Below are 21006 nucleotides of genomic sequence, written 5' to 3'. Positions count from 1 at the left end.
AGATGCAAACAATTGACATCCAGTCTTGGAAAAACATTTCAGACACCGTTTTCGTCCCGCATAATGATGCAGAGTACGAACGCCTTGTTTCAATGCTCGACGGACTTATCGATCGGGTCGGCGAAGACGAAGTGCATCCGCTGGCGTCGCTTATGGATGTGCTTTCGGCGCTGATAGAAAATTACGAAAATGCTCATGTGCCGGAATTAAGGTTGAATTAGAGAGCGCAATGCGAAATGAGCGGGTCATAGTACTTGATGGCCACGTTTGATGCTCTCACGGAGAGTTCGGCACTGCGCGTTGAGAAGGACCTGAAAAGACTTTTGTGCTTTTCAAGCCTGGTATCGAGGTCGAGGCCGCTCATCAACAAAATGGATTGATGCTGCGAAGTTGGCCATTAACAAAGCTCAGATCTAACGTAACGAAAATGACATTTTGAATGTGTCTGCTTCAACATTGAGAAGAGATTGCCGAAAGCGGCCTCGGCGGTGAGTTAGAGTTAGCGATAAAGCTCTGAAGTGCCAAATGGCGTCTTTATGATGCAAAGCATCTAAAACAGAGATACGAAGTGATGCGTTTTCTGCTGCACACATTTTTGATCGCGGCTTTTTTGGCGGTGCTGACGGGCGTTCAACGAATTGCGGCTCAGGATCATGTATCGGACAACTGGTTCCCGGTCTATGTAAATGGAAAGGCCGGCTACATTGACAGAACGGGAAAGATCGTCATTGAGCCGCAATTCGATGGGGCCTCATATTTTTCAGAAGGCTTAGCTCGCGTGTCTGTGGGCAGAGACACCATAATCACACAAGGGTTTAGTCAGGGGTTCATTGATGAGAGCGGTAAGGTCGTTATCCGGCCTGAATGGGATGTTGCGGCGCATTTCTCAGAAGGCCTTGCGGCTGTTGGATACGATCAAACCAAGCAAAAAATCAAGATCGGCAATAATACCTTTTACACCTCTGCATCGCATACATGGTATCGCTGGGGTTTTATAAATAAAAAAGGCGAGATGGTGATTGAACCAAAGTTTTCAGAGGTTTCTGAGTTTCGCAATGGCATTGCTGCCGCTGAGATCTCGATAATGTCCGAATGGAAAATGGGGTTCATCAACACAAAAGGTGAATGGGTAATACCCCCAAATTTTGACGATACCAATCAATTTTCCGAAGGATTAGCCAGAGTTTTTGTAAATGGCAAATATGGCTATATTGATCGAGCCGGAAAGATTGTAATAAAACCCAAATTTAGCTGGGCAAGAGATTTTTCCGAAGGTCTCGCTTGCGTGAAACTTGGTGGAGACGTGGTCAAGCCGACTGGAATGTCCATAACAAGACATAATGCTAACTATGGGTTTATTGACCAAACCGGGAAAGTAATATTCAAGGTCGGCAGGGGCGGTTGCGAATCATTTTCAAATGGAATCGCCCGTGTTGCAGTGGGACCGGGACATCGCGCAATAGACAAAACAGGGAAGTTTCTGTTCGATCCGTCGATTGATATTTGGTCGGATTTTAGTGACGGACTGGCGGAAGTCTATTTAGCGGGTAATGAAATCGGTTTTATTGATGAAAAAGGAAGCCTAGTTATTCGACAAAAGTTTGGGAGCGCACAAGATTTTTATCGCGGACTTTCTGAGGTTTGCGAGAGTTACGATGTTGGGGCAAAGTGCGGCTATATCGACAAAACCGGAAAAGTCATCTGGCAGCCGACGAAATAGCGGACGTGCGGATGCTTACATTTTTGATGCGGCCTGATTTTACGGCGGTCGCGGCGTTGCGAAGGATACGGCTTTGTAGCTTATAGTTTGAAATAGGTCATTATGAAGAGAATTTATACATTTGTTGTTTTAACTTTGGCGATATTTGGCGTCCGGTCATTGGCGGTCGCGCAAAATGGTGCAAATGCACTCGCTCCCGGCGAGCGGCGGGACTTCAAGGTCGAATTCAATAAACCGGCTGTATTTGACGTCAGGCTGAAAGAGAATGGGTTTGCAGCTTTTTCGTGGACGACCGAGGAAGCGAGAAGTTGGTTGTCTTATTCGATCACGAACAGCGCGGGCGGGCAAGAGCAACGCGGCGACGCGTCATACGTCCATGCGGCATACTTTGTCGCTCCGAAAGCGGACACGTATTCGATAAAGTTCTTCATCGATCCGAAGGCGGATGACAAGCAGCCGCAAACGGTTTCGCTTTCGCTCAGCGATCAGTTCAAAGTGCCGGCAAATGCAACTGTCAAAGATAAGCGAAAGGCCGCCGGCTATGATATCGAGCTTGTGACCATACCGGGCTCTGATGACGAGGCCGGCGCGACGTTCGCCACGGTAAAGAAGGGCGGACTGCTCAAGAATATTCTTTACGGCGATATCGAATCGCCGGTAATGGGATTCTCATTTGCGGACGCAAGCGACGACGACGAAGGGGTATCGGCTCAAGGTAAAAAGAGCCTTGCGCTTATAAAGAACACCGCGGACAAAACAGGCGACGGCGTGCCCGACGTCATGCTGTCTTATTATTCGGGCGGTGCTCACTGCTGCACGACCTATTACTTTATCGAGCTGCCCGCGAACGGCACGGGCGCGATCCGCGAGGTGCCGACCGAAAATGCGGGAATGTCTGCCATCGGAAAGGCTCCCGGCGGCGGCCTGCGTTTTGCGACCGCCGACAACGCTTGGGCGTATTGGAATATGTCATTCGCAGGCTCACCAATGCCCGACGTGATACTCGAATTTCGCGACGGAGTCGCGCGGCCGAATTTCGATCTGATGAAAAAGCGTGCGCCGAGCCTTGCCGTGTTGACGCGAAAGGCAGCAGCCGCAAGGAAGAAGATCTCGAACGCTCCTTATACGAGCGATTCGGGTGACTTTCAGTTCGACGAGGCATTCTGGAGCGAGATGATCGATCTGATGTACACCGGGCACGAGGACCTCGCATGGAAATACTTTGATATGGTCTGGCCAAAGGCAAAACCCGGCAAGGATAAATTCGTAGCCGATTTTACGGAAACATTAGCGAACAGCTATTATGCTGATAAAACGAAATGATAGCGGCAAATTCTGACCTCCTTTCGGAGATGGCGTATTGAGTATTGATCCGGGAGTATTTACGAATGCGTGATCACAGAAACGAGCGCTGAGGTAAAGAACCCGCTTGGGCCGAAGAAGATATATCGCGTTGAATTTCAACTATGGCGGCTAAAGGCAAGCAGACGATCGAAACGGCGATAGTCACGCTCGACCAGGTTGAGCGGCGAATATATATGATTCGCGGTAATAAGGTGATGCTCGATAGTGAGTTGGCAAGCCTTTACGGCGTAACGACCTCGGCATTGAACCGTGCGGTCAAAAGGAGGGTGTAAATAATTTTGTGTAAATGGTCATTAACGGTCGAATGGGATAAGGTTCGGCGAGGGAGGAAAGATGACCATAGACAACGAGCTGATTGACAATTTATTGAAGGACTATAAGAAGCCGGAGGATCTGATCGGGGAGGACGGATTGCTGAAGCAGTTGACGAAGCGGCTGCTGGAGCGAGCGATGGCGGCAGAGCTGACCGAGCACGTGGGATACGAAAAGCATGAGGCGTCGGGCAGAGGCAGCGGCAATTCGCGCAACGGGACATCGAGAAAGACGCTGAAAGGCAACTTTGGCACAGTACCGATCGAGGTGCCGCGTGACCGGGCGGGGACGTTCGAGCCGCAGATCGTCGGCAAGCATCAGACGCGATTCACGGGTTTTGACGAGAAGATCATATCGCTTTACGCACGTGGGATGTCGACCCGCGAGATACAGCAGCACATCGAAGAGATCTACCAGGTGGAAGTCTCGCCGACGCTTGTTTCGACAGTCACCGATGCGGTCATTGATGAAGTAAAAGCGTGGCAGAACCGGCAGCTTGACGAGGTCTACCCGATCCTTTACCTGGACGCTCTTCAGTTCAAGGTTCGAGACCAGGGCCACGTTCGAAACAAGGCCGTTTATCTGGCGATCGGTGTCAACATGGACGGATTGAAGGAAGTGCTGGGCATGTGGATAGCTCAGAGTGAGGGGGCAAAGTTCTGGCTTTCGGTCGTCACCGAACTCAAGAACCGCGGCGTTAATGACATCATTATCGCCTGTGTTGACGGGCTCAAAGGCTTTCCCGAAGCGATCGAGACCGTGTTTCCGAAAGCTGAGGTACAGTTGTGCATCGTCCACATGGTACGCCATTCGCTCAATTACGTCGGCTGGAAGGAGCGTAAAGAAGTGGCCCGGGACCTTAAAACGATCTATAGCTCGGCGACTGACGCAGAGGCCGAACAGCGGCTCGACGAATTTGCCGACAAGTGGGATGCCCGCTTTCCGACGATCTCTCGAAGCTGGCGCTCGAACTGGACCCGCATAATCCCATTTTTTGCCTATCCGCCGGAGATCAGACGCGTGATCTATACGACCAACGCCATCGAGTCGCTCAATATGACGCTTCGCAAAGTGACAAAGGCCCGCGGATCATTTCCAAATGACGAGGCCGTGCAAAAACTGCTCTATCTCGCTCTGCGAAATATCACAAAAAAATGGACCATGCCGATCCGCGATTGGAAGGCCGCCCTCAGCCGGTTCGCTATCGTCTACGAAGACCGGCTGCCACAGAGTTGACAAGATCGGGCTATGGAAACCGTGGAAAAATAAAAGACATTTTTCCACCGTTCCCACAGCCCCTGCTACTACTACTGAAAATGAAGGGAGATCATTTACACAAAGAACTTGACACTACCGTCAAAGGAATATTCGACGGTTTCCTGAAGATTTTATGTTTCGGCTTTCAGAAGCTGAGCTTGAAAACTTGAGGTACCAAATTGGCATCTCAAGTTCGAGCAACTACGGCGGACGGCGTTATATGCCGTATGTTTTTACCGAGCAGGGTGTTGCTATGCTTTCGAGTGTGTTGAACAGCGACCGTGCGGTGCAGGTAAACATCGCCATTATGCGGGCATTCGTAAATATCCGTAAAATGGCTTTAACCAACGAAGAAGTTGCCAAGAAATTAGCTGCGATCGAAAAAAGGATCGATCATCACGATGAGAGTTTTAAAAAGGTATTCGGGGCGATACGAGCCATGCTGAATCCGCCGGCTAAAGCGGAAAAACAAATAGGTTACATAAGGAACAGGAAGAGATCATGACAGAACAAAATAATCCGTTAGGGCTTAAGAAGATACACCACGTTGAGTTTTACGTAGGCAATGCGAAGCAGGCCGAATTCTATTATCGAAAGGCGTTCGGCTTCTCGCGTGTTGCGTACTCAGGCCTCGAAACCGGCAATCGCGAGACAACGAGCTATGTGCTCCGACAGGGCAAGGTCAATTTTGTCCTGACCGCTCCGATGGGCCCGGAACATCCCGCGGCCGAGCATCTTAAACAGCACGGCGACGGTGTAAAGGACATCGCGTTTTATGTCGAGGATGCCGATCACGCTTTTAACGAGGCGGTGAAGCGTGGCGCCGCACCCGTAGTCGAACCGCGCGACCTAAAGGACGACAATGGTTCTGTCCGGCATTCTGCGATCCGAACCTACGGCGATACGATCCACTCGTTCATCTCGTATAACACAAATAACGGCCATAATTATTCCGGCCCGTTCCTGCCCGGCTTTGTCGAACAAGTGGTAGAGGGCGAATCGACCGGCCTTATGCTCGTCGATCATATCGTCGGTAATGTCGAACTCGGCAAGATGACCGTGTGGTGCGATTTCTATCGGGATGTGATGGGCTTCCAGCGTTACATCACGTTCGATGATAAGGATATTTCGACCGAATATTCGGCGCTGATGTCCATCGTGATGAGTGACGGCCAGCACAATATCAAATTCCCGATCAACGAGCCTGCCGAGGGCAAGGGCGGCAAATCGCAGATCCAGGAATACATCGATTTTTATCGCTCGGCCGGTGCCCAGCACGTAGCGTTGCTGTGCCGCGATGTTTTGGCGACGGTTCAAAAACTGCAGGACAACGGCATCGAATTTCTGCGCGTCCCGGACGAATATTACGAAGAGATCCCAGCACGCGTCGGCGAGATCGACGAGAGCATCGAGGACCTGAAACGCCTCGGCATACTCGTTGACCGCGACGACGAAGGCTACCTGCTCCAGATCTTTACAAAGCCGGTCGAAGACCGCCCGACCGTGTTTTACGAAATTCTCCAACGCAAGGGCTGCAAGGGATTCGGTAAAGGCAACTTTAAGGCGCTCTTCGTCTCGATCGAGGAAGAACAGCGGCGGCGCGGAAATCTATAGGAGCTTAGCCGCGAACAAACACGAAAGGTCACGAACAAGTAATGGAAGACAAAATTGTTTACAGAGACCTTTCCTATCGGATCGTTGGCTTGGCGATTCAAGTCAGGAAGGAGCTAGGATTTGGCTTTCTCGAAAAAGTCTACGAAAACGCGCTGATGGTTCTGCTCCGAGAGAACGGCATTCGTGCCGAGCAGCAAGTTCCGATCAAGGTTAGCTTTCACGGACAAATTATTGGTGATTATATCGCCGATATATTGGTCGAAGATTCAATAATCCTTGAATTAAAAGCTCTCGATAAAATAATTCCGGTTCATAAAGCTCAAGTTTTGAATTATCTTAAAGCGACCGGACTGAAACTTGCGATTCTTCTCAATTTTGGGAAAGATTCACTTGAACATGAACGGCTCGTTATGTGACCTTGTTATTTCATGTCATTTCGTGTTTGTTCGTGGCTGGATCTCATATGAAACTAAAATATCAAACAGGATTTGGAAATGAGTTTGCGACCGAGGCTGTTGAAGGTGCGTTGCCCGTCGGGCGCAACTCGCCGCAGCGGGCTCCGCTTGGGCTTTACGCCGAGCAGTTTTCGGGCACGGCGTTCACGGTTCCGCGTGCGAACAATCGCCGCACGTGGACGTATCGCATACGCCCTTCGGCGATGCACAAGCCTTTCGAACGCATAGGCAATGGGCGTTGGCAAGGCAAGTCGGATGATATCGACATAACGCCAAATCAGCTGCGCTGGGATCCGCTGCCCGTGCCGACCGAGCCGACAGATCTCATTGAGGGCGTTACGACGATCGCTCTTAACGGCGACATCCTTTCGCAGGCCGGCATCGGCGTCCATATCTACGCCGCAAATCGCGGAATGGGCGACCGCTATTTCTACAATGCCGACGGCGAGATGCTGTTCGTGCCCGAGATGGGGCGGATACGCTTTTTGACCGAACTCGGACGCATCGAGGCTGAGCCGGGCGAGATCGTCCTGCTGCCGCGCGGCATTCGTTTTCAGGCCGAACCTTGCGAAGAGAACGGCGCTGTCCGCGGCTACATCTGCGAGAACTTCGGCGCGCAATTCCGCCTTCCTGAGCTTGGCCCGATCGGTGCCAACGGCCTTGCGAATCCGCGCGATTTCGAAACGCCGGTCGCATGGTATGACGGGCGCGAAGGCGCCTTTGAACAGGTCGCGAAATTCGGCGGCAACCTTTGGTCCTGCGAGATCGCCCATTCGCCGTTCGATGTCGTCGCCTGGCACGGAACGAACGTTCCGTTCAAGTACGACCTTCGCCGTTTCAACACCATCGGCACCATTTCTTACGATCATCCCGATCCGTCGATCTTTACGGTAATGACAAGCCCTTCGGGCGATGCCGGCACTGCGAACTGCGACTTTGCCATCTTCCCTGACCGCTGGCTCGTCGGCGAAGATACCTTCCGCCCGCCTTGGTACCACCGCAACACGATGAGCGAATATATGGGACTGATCTACGGCCGGTACGATGCCAAAGAAGAGGGCTTCCTGCCCGGCGGCGGCTCGCTCCATAACCAAATGACCGCACACGGCCCCGACCTCGACGCCTTTGAAAAAGCCTCGAACGCAGAGCTTGTTCCGCAAAAACTAAGCGGCACGATGGCCTTTATGTTCGAATCGCGCTACATCATTCGCCCGACAAAATTCGCCATGGACTGTGCGCAGCTCCAACACGAATATTCCGAGGTGTGGCAAGGGTTCACGAAGAATTTTAAGGCTTAAAAAAGTGTAGCCAATGGGCTACACTTCCTTATGGTAGAAGTCCGGCAAACTGAGGTTTTTTACAAAATGGCTTCGTGGTCTTCGTGATCGACTCGCTCGGGTTCGCATCCAAGCACGTATTGACCGGATGCAGGACGGAAATACTGGCGATGTACTGCCGGTGGGAAAAGGCGTTTCCGAGATGCGTATCAATTATGGCCCGGGTACCGAGTTTACTTTACCCAACATGGATCTCAACTGGTCTTTCTTCTTGCCGGCGGCGACAAAAGTTCACAGTCGGATGATATTCGAAAGGCGATAGAACTAGCCAAGGAACTTTAGAAATGGGAAGCACAAAAACAACTCTGTACGATTCAGCGGAATATCTGGAAACTCCGGAAGACATGGCCGCTTACCTTGAGGCTTGTCTCGAAATTGCCGACGGCGATGCAGCGTTTATTGCAAAAGCTTTGGGAAATATTGCCCGTGCGAAAGGCATGACCGAGATCGCTCGTGAAGCCGGCCTATCGCGTGAAAGCCTCTACAAAGCTCTTTCAGGCGAACGCACACCGAGTTTCGACACGATCCTCAAGGTCATCTCCGCACTCGGTCTGAAAATCCACGCCGAAGCTGTTTAAGTCGTATCCTGTGGGTACGATGGCCTAAAATTCCGCCGTTTCTTCAGCCCAACAAAATTCTCCACAGTTGCTCCGCGTGATGCAACGTACCTTTCCATCGCAAAGATCGTTAAGTAAAGACGCAAAGGCCGCTTGTGCGGGCCGCCGATCATTCTAAAGATCTCTTCGGCCAGATCTGATCTTATCGAGTCTAATATTCGGCGGGCGTTTTTAGCTTATGAGAACGATATTATTTGCGGCAGCGGCGATCTTTCTATTTGCGGTTCAGGCATTCCCTCAGAATTATCAGACGTTCAATGTTGACGGTGTTCAGCGAAAGGCGATCATTTTTGCCGGTGCGGGCAAGACAAAAAGCTCGCCGGTGGTGTTCTTCTTTCACGGACACGGTGGTAACGCAGACTTTGCCGCGCGGCGATTTAGGTTTCACGACGCGTGGAAGGACGCGATCGTCGTCTATATGGAAGGCATTCCCGGCGTTGGGCTAATCACGGACAAAGAGGGCGTAAAGAATGGCTGGCAAAATGCGCCCGGAACGGCAGGTGATCGTGATCTGAAGTTTTTTGATGCAGTTCTAAAGCAACTGCACAAAGACTATAAGGTTGACGACAAGCGGGTTTACGCTGCGGGATTTTCGAACGGCGCGCGTTTTGTTTACGTTTTGTGGGCAGCACGCGGCGACAAATTTGCTGCTTTTTGTGCGGTGGCCGCCCCGGGCGGGCGTTTGATACAAAATGCGGCTCCAAGATCGATCTGGGTAAGCATGGGCGAAAATGATCCGATCGTCCCGATACGGTCACAGAAAGCATCGCTCAACCTCGTCGAGGAACTTTTAGATATCGACGTGAGAAAGGGCGTTTCAAAAGGCGACACCGTAACCTATAAAGGCAGGAATGATACCGAACTCGCAGTACAGATCCGAAAGGCCGGGCATCAGTTTCCGACAGACTCGATCTCCGATATCGTCGCGTTCTTCAAACGCAACACTAAACATTAAAACCTCAGAGACCGGCCGGTGATATTGCCGAGCACATTCTGCATCACCAGTTAAAATGACCGACGTTCGGGGTCTCCGCCGCAATGCGGTGTCCGGAGTGTATTGTGCTCGTCCCGCCAATGACCTTCTCGTTGCACAGCGGAGGACATGTCCAGCTCCCGTTTTTTAGCCGGGATGAAAAGCCAGTGATCTAGCGCTTCCGAGTTTAGCGGAAGCCGGGCCGGAGGCGAGGCTTTCAATAAATTCCCGACTTCGGACGGGCCTGCCGCGAACTCTGCCGGTATTCGATGAGCGGGTGACGAGTGCGGACTTATATTTGCTGACTCTCAGCCGGAACTTATAAAAAAAAGGGCTTCGGCGGGTCGTAAATGCTTTCGCGGCTTGATATCTTAACAATTTGTAATTATGGCGTTCATTGATGAGACTATCGCGGATGTGGTCGTGTATCCGCTAAAGAGGTACACGGACGAGCGCGGCTGGCTGACCGAGTTGTTCCGTAACGATGAGATCGCAGAGGAGTTTCACCCTGCGATGTCATATATTTCGTTCACAAAGCCGGGCGTTGCACGCGGGCCGCACGAACACGTCGATCAGGCCGATCTTTTCTGTTTTCTCGGGCCTTCGACATTCAAGCTGCGTATGTGGGACAACCGTCCGGCATCGCCAACGTACAACCACCGGATGACGCTTTTTGCGGGTGAGAATGAGGCACTTGCGGTCATCGTGCCGAAGGGCGTTGTGCACGGCTACAAGAATGTTGGCGAGACCGACGGTATGGTGATAAACTGCCCCAACAAGCTCTATATGGGAGCGAAGCGAACGGAGCCGATCGATGAGGTCAGGCACGAGGATGACCCCGAAACGCTCTTTAAGATGGATGATCGAGACAAGTTCGGCGGCTGACAGCGAGTTCCCCGCACGATCGCGTCCCGCTGCCGCCCATGCCGCTTTGGCAACAGGGCCGCTCCGGGACAGGCAGCCGCCGCCATACTCCTATAACAGATGAAAATCCTAAGGATCATCGCCCGCCTCAACGTTGGCGGCCCCGCACGTCACGTAGTTTGGCTCACCAAGAAGTTGCGGGCAAAAGGCTTTGACACGGTGCTGGTTACAGGCAGTGTACCGCCGGGCGAAGAAGATATGGCGTGGTTTGCCGCCGAGAACGGAGTCGAGCCGTATGTTATTCCCGAAATGAGCCGCGAATTGTCGATACGCGATATTATTTCACTTGCCAAGGTTTATCGCGAAATGCGGCGCGTGCGGCCCGACATCATCCACACACATACGGCAAAAGCCGGAACTATCGGCCGGACCGCGGCCTTTTTTTATAAATGGCTGACCTTCGGGATCGCGATCGGGCGCCCGCGACGCGTTCATATTGTTCACACCTTTCACGGGCACGTATTCCACAGCTATTATGGACGGGCGAAGACACAGTTCTTTTTGTTTATCGAACGCGTTCTTGCACATGTTGCCACTGATCGAATACTCGTGTTGAGCCGCCAGCAACTGCAGGAGATAAATGGTCGCTTTGGGATCGGCAACACGTCGAAATTCCGTATAGTGCCGCTCGGGATCGACCTGGATCTTTTCAAGGAGCAGACCTCGAAAAGGGCGGCGGCGCGTACGGCGTTCGGAGCGAAAGAGGGTGATCTTGTGATCGGGTTCACCGGACGCCTGACCGAGATCAAGGACATTCCGCTGCTGGTCAACGCTTTTGCCAAAGCTTTGGCTGCCGACGACGCTCCGCCGCTAAAGCTTGCGATCGTTGGCGACGGTGCGTTGCGACCGAGTCTGGAAAGCCTTGCTGCTGAGCTGGATTTGGGCGAAAGGATCACATTTCTCGGCAACCGAACCGATGTTTTCGAGCTGCTGGCGGGATTTGATATGCTTGCCTTATCGTCACTTAACGAAGGGACGCCGCTTTCGATGATCGAGGCGATGGCTGCAGGATTGCCGGTTGTCGCGACTGCCGTCGGCGGCGTTACCGATCTTTTGGGTGAGGCGACCGAGCATCACGACGGTTTTGATGTTTGTGAAAGAGGTATAGCGGTGCGCGGGCGTGAAACGGCTGACTTTGCAAAAGGCTTGATTTATATGGCAAAAAGTGCGAAATTACAATCGCTGTTAAGTAATAGCGGACGTGAGTTCGCGACAAAAAATTATTCGGTCGATCGGCTTGTTGCGGACGTGGAGGCGATCTATCGGGACCTGTTGCCGCAGGCGTCCGATGCGAATTAGATGATAAACGAGATCAACAACCCACTATTGATCGGCTGTATCAGCTTTGTGCTCGGCATCGTTATGACGGTCGCCGTGCGGCACTTTGCGAGCGCCCGCGGCTTTGTCGCCAAACCGAAGAGCGACCGATGGCATAAACGCCCGACGGCGCTTATGGGCGGCGCGGCGATCTTTACGGCCACGCTCGCGGTCTGCATTCTTTTCGTGCCGCTTGACCGCGATTCGATCGTGCTGCTCGCGGGTTCGACCGTTCTGTTCTTTGTCGGCTTGATCGACGACATTCTCGACATCCGCCCGTATCAGAAGCTGATCGGCCAGCTTGTCGGTGCCGTTCTGCTCGTGTCGTTCGGGTTGAGGATGCCGATAACGGGCTATGACATCATAGACATTTGGATAACGGTCTTCTGGCTGGTCGGCATCACGAACGCGATAAATCTGCTCGACAATATGGACGGCCTTGCTGCCGGAATATCCGCGATCGCCAGCATTGCACTTGCGTACAGCTTTTTTAGCGGCGGCCAAATGAGCGAGCTTGGCTTGGTCACGGCATTTATCGGAGCGATACTCGGCTTTTTGGTCTTCAACTTCAATCCCGCATCGATCTTTATGGGCGATTGCGGGTCGATGTTCGTAGGATTCTTTCTTGCGGGTTCCGTCCTTCTGGGTCAAAGCGGCGGCCGTTCACGCGGCATACTTGCTATCCTGGCAGTGCCGGCGCTGATACTTTTCATCCCCATTTTTGACACGACCTTCGTAACCCTTCTAAGAAAGCTCCGCGGCCGCAAGGCGTCTCAGGGCGGGCGTGATCATACGTCGCACCGCCTTGTTGCGTTAGGGCTGTCGGAGCGAAGCGCCGTGCTGATGCTTTATGCCTTTGCGGCCGCGGCGGGTACGCTTTCGATATTGGTCGCTCGGCTCTACACGACACAGAGCCTTGCGCTTATAGCGCTGTTCTCGATCACGCTTGCGATCATCGGCGTCTATCTGTCGAAGGTCCGCGTGTACGACGCGGACGAAGAAATGACTGCCGTTTCGAATAACGCCGCTTTTGCATTTCTTATACAGTTCTCGCACAAGCGGCGCATCTTTGAGGTGTTCCTCGATGCCTTTCTGATCACGCTCGCATACTATTTGGCGTTCGTCCTTGTCCTCGGGCCGATCGAGGATACGGGGCAATGGGAGCTGTTCATTAAGAGCCTGCCGATCGTTGTCATCGTAAAGATCGCGGCTTTCTTGATCGTCGGCGTTTATCGCGGTATCTGGCGTTATACGAGTGTCAGCGATGTCATAACTTATTCAAAGGGCGTCGTCCTCGGCTCGGTTCTTTCCGTTCTCGGACTGCTGCTTTTGTATCGTTTCCAATATTATTCGAGAACGGTCTTTGTGGTTGACGCGATCCTGCTTTTGTTCGCTGTCGCAGGCAGCCGCTTGGCTTTTCGGCTCATTCGCCAGGCACTGCCGATGCCCGCTCCGGCCGACGGCCGCCGGGTGTTGATATACGGTGCGGGCGACGGCGGCGAAATGGTTCTGCGCGAGCTTCGCAACAACCCTTCGTGGAACTATCTGCCGGTCGGCTTTATTGATGACGATCCGGTCAAAACGGACAAGGTCATTCACGGCCTGCGTGTATTTAGCGGAAACGGCACGCTGAGCAGCCTTTGCAGTGAGAATCAAATTGACGAGATATTGATCTCCGTTCGCGACCTTGAGCCGGATCGGTTTCGAAGGCTGCGCACAATGGCGCGCGAAGAAAATATCGACCTTAAGCGGGCCTTGATAACTATCGAGCCGGTTAATTTCGACTGAACGTGTGGCGAAACAACACAGCATTGTAAAGATCCGTATCGAAACGCTGCCGGGGCGTGCCGCGGTCGCGGCTGTGATGCTCGCATGCTTTGTGCTCACGGTATTTGCGGCGAAGTGGAACTTTGCGAATGCCGTCTCAACGCGCGTTAAAGATAAAGATCTTGCAGCTTTGGCCGCCGGCCTTTCACCGCGCGATCCGCAGACTCGTTACACCGCCGCGGTCATTTACGAACGCTCGTTCGAAGCAGGCGATCTGGAACGCTCACTTTCGGAATACGAACACTCGGCCGCCGCCGCTCCATACAACTATTTGAGTTGGCTCGCACTCGGTGCTGCAAAGGTACACGCCGGCGAGCCGGACAAAGGTGAACTTGCATTGGCGCGCGCGTTGAAGCTTGCACCGAACTACGCCGATGTTCAGTGGGCATACGGCATGGCACTACTGCGTCGCGGCGATGGAGCGGCGTACGGCTTTCTGCGTTCGGCAATGACGGGGAATTCGAAGTATGCGGTACCCGCCGTTACTGCGATCCTTCAGGGGTCGGATGGCGAGATCGGCAGCGTGCGCGAGGCGCTGGGCGATACGCAGCAAGTGAACGCGGCGGCGGCCGCATATTTCATATTTGCAGGCCGATATGACGCGGCTCGTAGCGCTTGGGAGCGTGCCGCTTCATTCAGCGGCGATCTGAAGCCCCAAGGCGAGCCTCTTATCGGCCCGCTGATGAACGCAAAGCAGTATCGGCTTGCGTATGAGATCTCACGCAGCATCGGCGCGGTGAATACGCCGCCGGATACGATCTTTGACGGCGGGTTTGAAACAGGCGTGAAAATACGCGGTGCGGGCGTTTTCGAGTGGAACATCGGCGAAGGCAGCGAACCGCAGATCGCACTCAGCACTGCTCAGTTCCATTCGGGTGCGAACAGCCTGATGCTTGTTTTCAACGCACGCCAGGCGTCAGAATTTCGCAGCGTAAGCCGCCTTGCAGCGGTTGAACCCGGCACGGCGTATGTTCTGAGCGCGTTCTACCGTGCAGATCTTAAGGCTGCAAGCACCGTTCGGTTCGAGGCGGTCGATGCCGCAACGGGAGCGGTACTTACGCGCACACCTGACCTTGCGGCAAACGCAGATTGGACACGCGTTGAAGCCCGCTTTACGACATCGCGCGATGGCGAAGGTGTTATCGTGCGGCTTGTGCGTTCGGACTGTGCGGCAACGATCTGCCCGATCAGCGGAACGCTGTGGATCGATGATATAGCGATCGCGAAGCAGTGATGAACGAAGTTGTCATACATCAAGATGATGCAGAAGGCGGCCGCAACCGTTTTATCTTCGTGCTGCTGCTCCTTTTGCCGATCGCATCAATGGCGCTTTACGGCGGCGTCGATACAGCTACATGGACGCTTATCTCCGTAGCGATATTCCTGCTTACGGCGTGGTGGCTCGCCGGTGCTCTCAGACGCGGCGAACTTGAAGTAACGACGTCGCTGCTCCCGCTGCCGATCGTACTGCTCGGCTGTGTCGGGCTTATTCAACTGCTGCCGCTTTTTAAGAATGATATTCCGCCGGAACTTCCGGGCAGCGGTGCGGCGGCGCTCTCGCTCGACCCATTCTCGACGCTGTTCCTGACCATTCGCATCTTTGCTTACGCGATCTTTTTGACGGCCGCACTTACCTTCTTGAACCGCCGACGCGCAAAGATCGCATCCTTAACGGTTGTCATCGCCGGTTCGCTGTTCGCGTTCTTTGCGATCCTTCAGCGAATTGCCGACCCCGATACGATCTACGGCCTTCGAACGCCGTTTCAGGCCGTGCCGTTCGGGCCGCTTGTGAACAGCCATCACTTTGCGGCCTTTATGGAAATGACCGGTGCTCTTTGCTTTGCGATGCTGCTCTCAAACCGCATCGCGCGTCAACGAAAGGTGCTTGTTGCCGTAGCATTTGTCGTGATGGCCGCGGCCTGCCTTATGACCGGCTCACGCGGCGGGCTTTTGAGCTTTTCGGCCGGGCTTGTGTTCGTGTTCGCCATCGGCCGTATCTATTCGGCACGCAATGGGGCTGAGCACCGTTCGAGGTCGCTGCTTACGGTTGCGGCACTCGCGTTTGCAGGCGTTATCGTCGTAATGTCGGTCGTGCTGTTCGCGGGCGGCGACGGCTCACTGCTGAGAGGGCTTGGGATCGCGGGTGTGCAGGATGACGTCTCGAACGGCCGCACACATTTTTGGAGCGTGGCATTGCGTATATTCATCGATCATCCGCTGCTCGGGACGGGCCTTGACACGTTCGGTTACGCGTTCCCGAAATACGACACATGGCCGGGGCAGTTCCGTGTCGAGCAGGCCCATAACGACTATCTGCAAATGCTTGCCGATGCAGGCATTATCGGCTTCGGCATCGCCGCGGCGTTCATTTATCTGCTGTTCTCAAGGGCAATGAAGCAGCTTTCAGCCGCAAATGGTGCGGACATGACCTTCCGCATCGGAGCGCTCGGCGGCTGCTTTGCGATACTGCTGCACAGTTTTGTCGATTTTCCGCTTCGTACGCCTGCCGATGCGTTCTTCTTCCTTCTGCTTGCGGCCATTGCAGCAGGCCCGGCCTCGACCGATGCTTAGCGTACCACGCGGACGGCGATCTTCTTGCGGCCGCATGGCAGGGCAAATTCCACCTCGTACTCGCCTATCTCGTCCTTGAGCGGCCCGATGATGTAGATCGCGCGTGTTTTGACCTCGGGTATCGATTCGCGCCGCACAGCGACATTTTCGGGGCTGAGGGAATTGCCAGACAGATCGGTCAGATCCTCATCGGTTTCCGTCCCGAGGACCACGGCAAGCTGCTTTATCACCGGCGTGAATGTAAGCATATCTTCGCTGACAGTAAGCGTGCACGGCTTCGGCTCAGGCTCGGGTTGCGGCGTTCCTTTCGGTTCGGCGTCTTTAGCCGCAGGCTTTGGAATAACGATAACGACCGGCGGAAACAGCGTGTCCTTGCTATCCGTTGTTGCCGTCGGAGACGGGCTTGGTTCAGGTGTCGGCGTCGGTTCGGCAGCTTCCTTCTGCGTTGGCGATGCCGCGGCTTCGGGGCTTGGTTCAGGTGTCGGCGTCGGTTCGGCAGCTTCTTTTGGTATTGGTGATGCCGCAGCTTCGGGGCTTGGCTCAGGTGTCGGCGTCGGTTCGGCAGCTTCTTTTGGTATTGGTGATGCCGCAGCTTCGGGGCTTGGCTCAGGTGTCGGCGTCGGTTCGGCAGCTTCCTTCTGCGTTGGCGATGCCACAGGCTCCGGGCTTAATTCAGGCGAGGCTTGAGCGGTGACAGGAACAAGTTCCGGCGTGGCGGCCGGGGTCATGCTCGGAGCGGTTTCGGGCGTCGGCTCGGGCGTCGGCGTGTTATCCGCGATCTTGACCGCATAAAGCGGATTTGCACCGATCTTTGCCTCAAGCCCTTCTATGCCGCCATTGATCTTTTTGTAAAGCGCTTCGATCGTGCCGTATTTTACGATATCCGGCGGCCCTGCTTTATAACTTTTTATTGACAGGTCAAGAGACTCTTCAGGCTTGCTCTCTTCCAAAGCGCGAGCGAGCCTCCATGTACTAGTCCGCCACCAGACACTGTCGGTCGGCAGGACGCTGACTGCACGCCGAAGTCGGATAACGGCGGCATCCGTATCGCCTTTGATAAGCAGCGCCTCGCCCGCGATATCCTCAATGCGGCCGCGAATGATCGACGACAGAACAGATCGCGAAATGATCGGCAGCTCAACGTACTCCGCGTGCGAGGATGCAAGAGCACGCGGATCGTAAAGCTCATCAGCCAGCGTCGCCGAGACAGCGGCTTTTTGTGTGACGCCGTCATCAACGCCGGCCATCGCCTCACGCGCCAGTTCGATGACGCGGTCGGCATCGAGCTTCTCGTTCAGAAGTTCATTTGCGACGAAGAGCCGGCGGAACACCTGCATCTTATCGTCGCCCGCGATAAAGGCATCAGCAGCAGGAAGAACGGCCTGAGCGTCCCTTGAGGTTTGAACCTTGACCTCGAAATCGAGCAGGTTGCGCAATCGCTGCGCGACGGCCTTGTCCTCGTTCGCATCCGCAAGAAAGATGCTCGAACGCCGCTCAAGTGCGATCAAGCCGATGAGATCATCTGCCGAGCGGCGAACACGAAAGCCGAGGTCCGCCGCGACCTTGTCGCCCTCGACGGCAAAGCTGTGATCGAGCGTTTCAGCGGCTTCACGATAAAAGCCCTGCTCGAGCAGGATGCGGGCCAATTCATAGTCAAGCGTCGGAAAATTGCCGTATTGACGGGCCTTAAGAAGTGCTTTTTCAGCGGCAGGAAAGTCATTCTTATCCGCATAGCCGCGGGCAAGTGCAATATGCGACCAGATGAAACGCGGGTCGGCCGCGATCGCTTTTTGTGCGAACTCGACCGCCTGGTCTGCCATGTCGTGCGATGCGTACCAATACGCCGCACTTGCTAACAGGATGACGTTGCCGGGGCTGTCGGCCATCAGCGAGCTCATTTCGGCCTCGGCCTCCGTGCGTTTACCGAGGTCGAATAGCGACAGCACGACGCCGGTGCGTGCCGGCACATCTTTCGGGTCGTTTTCCAGTATCGTGTTATACAGAGCGAGAGCCTCTTCAGGTTTGCCGAGCGAACGCTTCGTCTCGGCAAGGCCGCGCCGGGCAGCCGTTGACGAGTTATCCAGTTCGAGTGCTTTTTCAAATGCTTCTGCCGAGGCCTCGATGTCAAAATCGATCCGCTTTGCAAGAGCCAGAGTTTGATAGGCAGCGGCAGAGGGCTTTTCGGCAATGACCGCGTTCGCGAGCCGCGCCGCATCCGCGCCGTCCTCGATACTCAAATAAAAGCCGGCAAGAGCAAGCGTCTTTTCGGCATTGCCTTCGGTCTTTGCTTCAAGCAGTTTTGTTAGGTCAACAGCTTCTTTGCGGGCGCCTCGAAAGAAAAGGTTCGGTGCGAATTTAACAAGTATCTCGCTAAAGAGCGTGTCGCCTAAAGGCTGCGGTGCGGCGGTAACCGCGGCTGTAAAATACTTCATCGCCTCTGCGACGTCCGAGGCCGCGAGACGCTCGTTGCCGAGGTCTGAATTGACCTTTACAATGACCTCGCGAGCATCGACCACATTCTTGGATCGCGGATACGTCCGGATGAAGCGTTCCAACGCCTTTATGCGTGCGGTTGCGTCTTCGATGTCGATCGCCTTCTGAAGGTCCTCCTTTTCTTTCGCGGAGTTATCCGCCTTCGGCGTCGGTGTCGGCTTTGGCTTTGGCTTTGGTTTTGGAGCGGGGGCGGTCTTTACGGCAGGCCCGTTCTTCGCGTCGCGTGTTGTGGCGCGGGTCTGCTTGCCTTGGCTCAAGGCCGGTACCAGCGACATCAGAAGGAGCATCAAAACTGCTGTAACACGCATATTTATGACAAAATTCACCCTTTTTGAGCAAGCAAAAGCATAACACGAAGTTGGCTTTTGTGCCTTTGCCCCTTATCCTCGCACTATGACCGAGCTTGACGCTCTTTGGGCCGAAATGATCGCCGCCGCGGCCGAAAATGCCACAGGTGATGCTGCCGCATTCCTGCGTCTGCGTGCGGCCAACGACAAGCTGCGCACCGCGGGCGTCGGCTGGCTGATCGATTCGATGATCGCCGTTGCACAAGCCGATCTGATCCGCGAGCTGATCGTCGAACGCGATGAACCGCACTCATTCCGCGAGGGCAACTCAAACCTAGTCGGAACCCGGCTCACTCTGCGGCAAGGGGTGAGATGCCTCAGCGTCGAGGCCGGTTGGACGCGAACGCCGTCAGACGGAATAATGCGGGGCGGCGCATTAGCCGCCGCACGGCTGTCGCATTTCGGGATGCCGCGTAACGATGAGCTGATCAGACTCGCTTTCGACAGGAAAATGCCGCATTGGATCACGGCGGACGGCAGCCGCTTCGAACTAGCCGATTGCCGCCGCCATTTTGAGATATTTCTGGGCTGAATGTGGCGTAGGTTTCGCTGAGGCCGATTTGTGCGATAAAATGCAGATGACACGGATCTGCGTGGGGGAGAGCTTTTAACCAGTGATCGAAGACCTCGATAAATTGATCGAATTACAAAATACGGATACGAATATCAGACGGCTCAGAAAACTCTTGGATACGGCGGGCGAGCGCCGGGCCGCGATCGAGAACGAATTCAATGAACAAGCCTCGGCAGTGCGGGCGATACAGGACCGCCGACAGGGCCTGACCTCAAAGCGCTCCGAGCTGGAAAAACAGATAGCCGATAATAAGGTCTATCTTGAACGTGCGGAACGCAACCTTAAACACGCCCAGAACTCGAAAGAATACGAAACCGCAATGCGCGAGATCGATGCCCTGCAGAAAGGCATCTCAACCCTTGAGAATCAGACCGTCGAGATGCTCGACGAACTCGAAACGGTTGACAAGGAGCTTACCGAACGCGCTGACGAGATAGCCGGGCATGACAGTAAGCTGGCCGACGCTCTCGCCGTACACGACGACGAGGCTGCTAAGGCCGAGGCCGAACTCAAGTCAGAGACTGCGAAGCGGGCAGCATCATTTGCGACGCTGTCGCCGCAGCTCGCTTCGGTTTACGATCGCCTTGCCACGAGAAGCCGCGACGGCATTGCCGTTGCCGAGGTTCAGAGCGGCTCGTGCAGTGCCTGCTATATGTCGCTGCGCCCGCAAATGCTGCTTGAAGTGAAGCGCGGCACGGAGATAATCACCTGTGAGAACTGTGCCCGCATCCTCTATGTCGTAAAAGCACCGGCCGGCGAAGCGACCGTTGCCTAGGAGCACGGCCGGGAGCAGGGGCGATCGCCGATCGGTTCGGCATGCCGGCGGGCAGCCTCAGCCCGCGGCCTCACTGTCCATACTTTTTACCCACCGCAAAAAACTATCCTCGTAAACAAGGATCGGCGAGTTGCTGTTCGCACTACGCGGCGCCGCCTCAAGCACGCCGGATTCGCAAAGCATTATCAATGCCCTGCGCGACGGCGCGGGTGTGATGATCCGATGGATGCGGATCAGACGCTCGACCTCGCTCAGGCGGAGCTTTGGCCGCGGTGACAAATCCAATAAACGTTGTGTGGTATTCATGGCTTCTGTGGTGATTTGGGTTCGTTGCCGCCGATGTTGGCATCTCGGCCGAGCGGGCGTTCAAATTTCGTTTAAATAGAGAAAAATACTGTAATACACGCATTGTGATATAGGCCTTGAAATTCAGCATTTCTTCCCGTATTGGTTCGTATTACGATGAGAATGGTCGGCGGTCTTCTTATTCAAATATCGTCCGACCGTTGTAATCAATACTACATAAGG

20 protein-coding genes and 1 pseudogene are annotated in these 21006 nt (G+C 54.3%); 19 read left to right on the top strand and 2 right to left on the bottom strand.

From position 1 onward, the window contains the following. The first annotated feature begins 2 nt into the window (after nt 1-2). From HS105_12545 to HS105_12465, 17 genes and pseudogenes are all read left to right on the top strand, one after another. Nucleotides 3-221 carry a hypothetical protein gene (locus HS105_12545; GenBank protein ID MBE7517415.1) on the top strand — a complete coding sequence of 73 codons (219 nt, stop codon included), beginning with the start codon at nt 3-5 and terminating at the stop codon, nt 219-221. Between the two features lie 350 nt (nt 222-571). Next, a complete protein-coding gene (locus HS105_12540; protein ID MBE7517414.1) occupies nt 572-1720 on the top strand; it encodes a WG repeat-containing protein in 1149 nt (382 codons plus the stop codon). A 102-nt stretch (nt 1721-1822) separates the two neighbouring features. Further along, nucleotides 1823-3043: a hypothetical protein gene (locus HS105_12535; GenBank protein ID MBE7517413.1), complete on the top strand. Its 1221-nt coding sequence runs from the start codon at nt 1823-1825 to the stop codon at nt 3041-3043. Between the two features lie 143 nt (nt 3044-3186). After that, nucleotides 3187-3357, top strand: coding sequence for an ORF6N domain-containing protein (locus HS105_12530; GenBank protein MBE7517412.1), 171 nt, complete (start codon nt 3187-3189; stop codon nt 3355-3357). A 61-nt stretch (nt 3358-3418) separates the two neighbouring features. Beyond that, nucleotides 3419-4633, top strand: a complete 1215-nt coding sequence (locus HS105_12525) for an IS256 family transposase (GenBank protein ID MBE7517411.1) — start codon at nt 3419-3421, stop codon at nt 4631-4633. A 154-nt stretch (nt 4634-4787) separates the two neighbouring features. Beyond that, nucleotides 4788-5159, top strand: coding sequence for an ORF6N domain-containing protein (locus HS105_12520; protein MBE7517410.1), 372 nt, complete (start codon nt 4788-4790; stop codon nt 5157-5159). Continuing rightward, on the top strand, nt 5156-6268 hold the full coding sequence (hppD, locus tag HS105_12515) for a 4-hydroxyphenylpyruvate dioxygenase (GenBank protein MBE7517409.1): 1113 nt from the start codon (nt 5156-5158) through the stop codon (nt 6266-6268). The genes HS105_12520 and hppD overlap by 4 nt, the downstream gene beginning before the upstream one ends. A 41-nt stretch (nt 6269-6309) precedes the next feature. Further along, on the top strand, nt 6310-6684 hold the full coding sequence (locus tag HS105_12510; protein MBE7517408.1) for a GxxExxY protein: 375 nt from the start codon (nt 6310-6312) through the stop codon (nt 6682-6684). A gap of 47 nt (nt 6685-6731) precedes the next feature. Next, the gene (locus tag HS105_12505) at nt 6732-8021 is read left to right on the top strand and encodes a homogentisate 1,2-dioxygenase (GenBank protein ID MBE7517407.1); all 1290 of its coding nucleotides are present in this window, start codon (nt 6732-6734) and stop codon (nt 8019-8021) included. 127 nt (nt 8022-8148) lie between these two features. Beyond that, nucleotides 8149-8342, top strand: a pseudogene (locus tag HS105_12500) (hypothetical protein). A gap of 2 nt (nt 8343-8344) precedes the next feature. Further along, a complete protein-coding gene (locus HS105_12495; protein MBE7517406.1) occupies nt 8345-8638 on the top strand; it encodes a putative addiction module antidote protein in 294 nt (97 codons plus the stop codon). A 217-nt stretch (nt 8639-8855) separates the two neighbouring features. Then, nucleotides 8856-9632 carry an esterase gene (locus tag HS105_12490; GenBank protein MBE7517405.1) on the top strand — a complete coding sequence of 259 codons (777 nt, stop codon included), beginning with the start codon at nt 8856-8858 and terminating at the stop codon, nt 9630-9632. 405 nt (nt 9633-10037) lie between these two features. Beyond that, nucleotides 10038-10535 carry a dTDP-4-dehydrorhamnose 3,5-epimerase family protein gene (locus HS105_12485; protein MBE7517404.1) on the top strand — a complete coding sequence of 166 codons (498 nt, stop codon included), beginning with the start codon at nt 10038-10040 and terminating at the stop codon, nt 10533-10535. Between the two features lie 99 nt (nt 10536-10634). Continuing rightward, complete coding sequence (locus tag HS105_12480) at nt 10635-11873, top strand: glycosyltransferase (GenBank protein ID MBE7517403.1); 1239 nt, start codon at nt 10635-10637, stop codon at nt 11871-11873. Continuing rightward, nucleotides 11874-13679, top strand: coding sequence for a hypothetical protein (locus HS105_12475; GenBank protein MBE7517402.1), 1806 nt, complete (start codon nt 11874-11876; stop codon nt 13677-13679). Between the two features lie 4 nt (nt 13680-13683). Beyond that, the gene (locus HS105_12470; protein ID MBE7517401.1) at nt 13684-14952 is read left to right on the top strand and encodes a hypothetical protein; all 1269 of its coding nucleotides are present in this window, start codon (nt 13684-13686) and stop codon (nt 14950-14952) included. After that, entirely contained in the window at nt 14952-16289 is a 1338-nt protein-coding gene (locus tag HS105_12465; GenBank protein MBE7517400.1) for an O-antigen ligase family protein, read from the top strand. Before HS105_12470 ends, HS105_12465 begins: the two co-directional genes overlap by 1 nt. On the opposite strand, the gene HS105_12460 is transcribed toward HS105_12465, so the two are convergent. Further along, nucleotides 16286-19090, bottom strand: coding sequence for a tetratricopeptide repeat protein (locus HS105_12460; GenBank protein MBE7517399.1), 2805 nt, complete (start codon nt 19088-19090; stop codon nt 16286-16288). The genes HS105_12465 and HS105_12460 overlap by 4 nt on opposite strands. An 85-nt stretch (nt 19091-19175) precedes the next feature. Here HS105_12460 and HS105_12455 point away from each other — a divergent pair, with 85 nt between their 5' ends. Both HS105_12455 and HS105_12450 read left to right on the top strand, forming a co-directional pair. Further along, on the top strand, nt 19176-19661 hold the full coding sequence (locus tag HS105_12455; GenBank protein MBE7517398.1) for a hypothetical protein: 486 nt from the start codon (nt 19176-19178) through the stop codon (nt 19659-19661). 82 nt (nt 19662-19743) lie between these two features. Then, nucleotides 19744-20478 carry a hypothetical protein gene (locus HS105_12450; protein MBE7517397.1) on the top strand — a complete coding sequence of 245 codons (735 nt, stop codon included), beginning with the start codon at nt 19744-19746 and terminating at the stop codon, nt 20476-20478. A gap of 57 nt (nt 20479-20535) precedes the next feature. On the opposite strand, the gene HS105_12445 is transcribed toward HS105_12450, so the two are convergent. After that, complete coding sequence (locus tag HS105_12445) at nt 20536-20784, bottom strand: hypothetical protein (protein ID MBE7517396.1); 249 nt, start codon at nt 20782-20784, stop codon at nt 20536-20538. Nucleotides 20785-21006: the final 222 nt, after the last annotated feature.

The organism is Chloracidobacterium sp., from assembly GCA_015075585.1.
Lineage (GTDB): Bacteria > Acidobacteriota > Blastocatellia > Pyrinomonadales > Pyrinomonadaceae > OLB17.
This window is presented reverse-complemented; position numbering and strand designations above follow the sequence as displayed.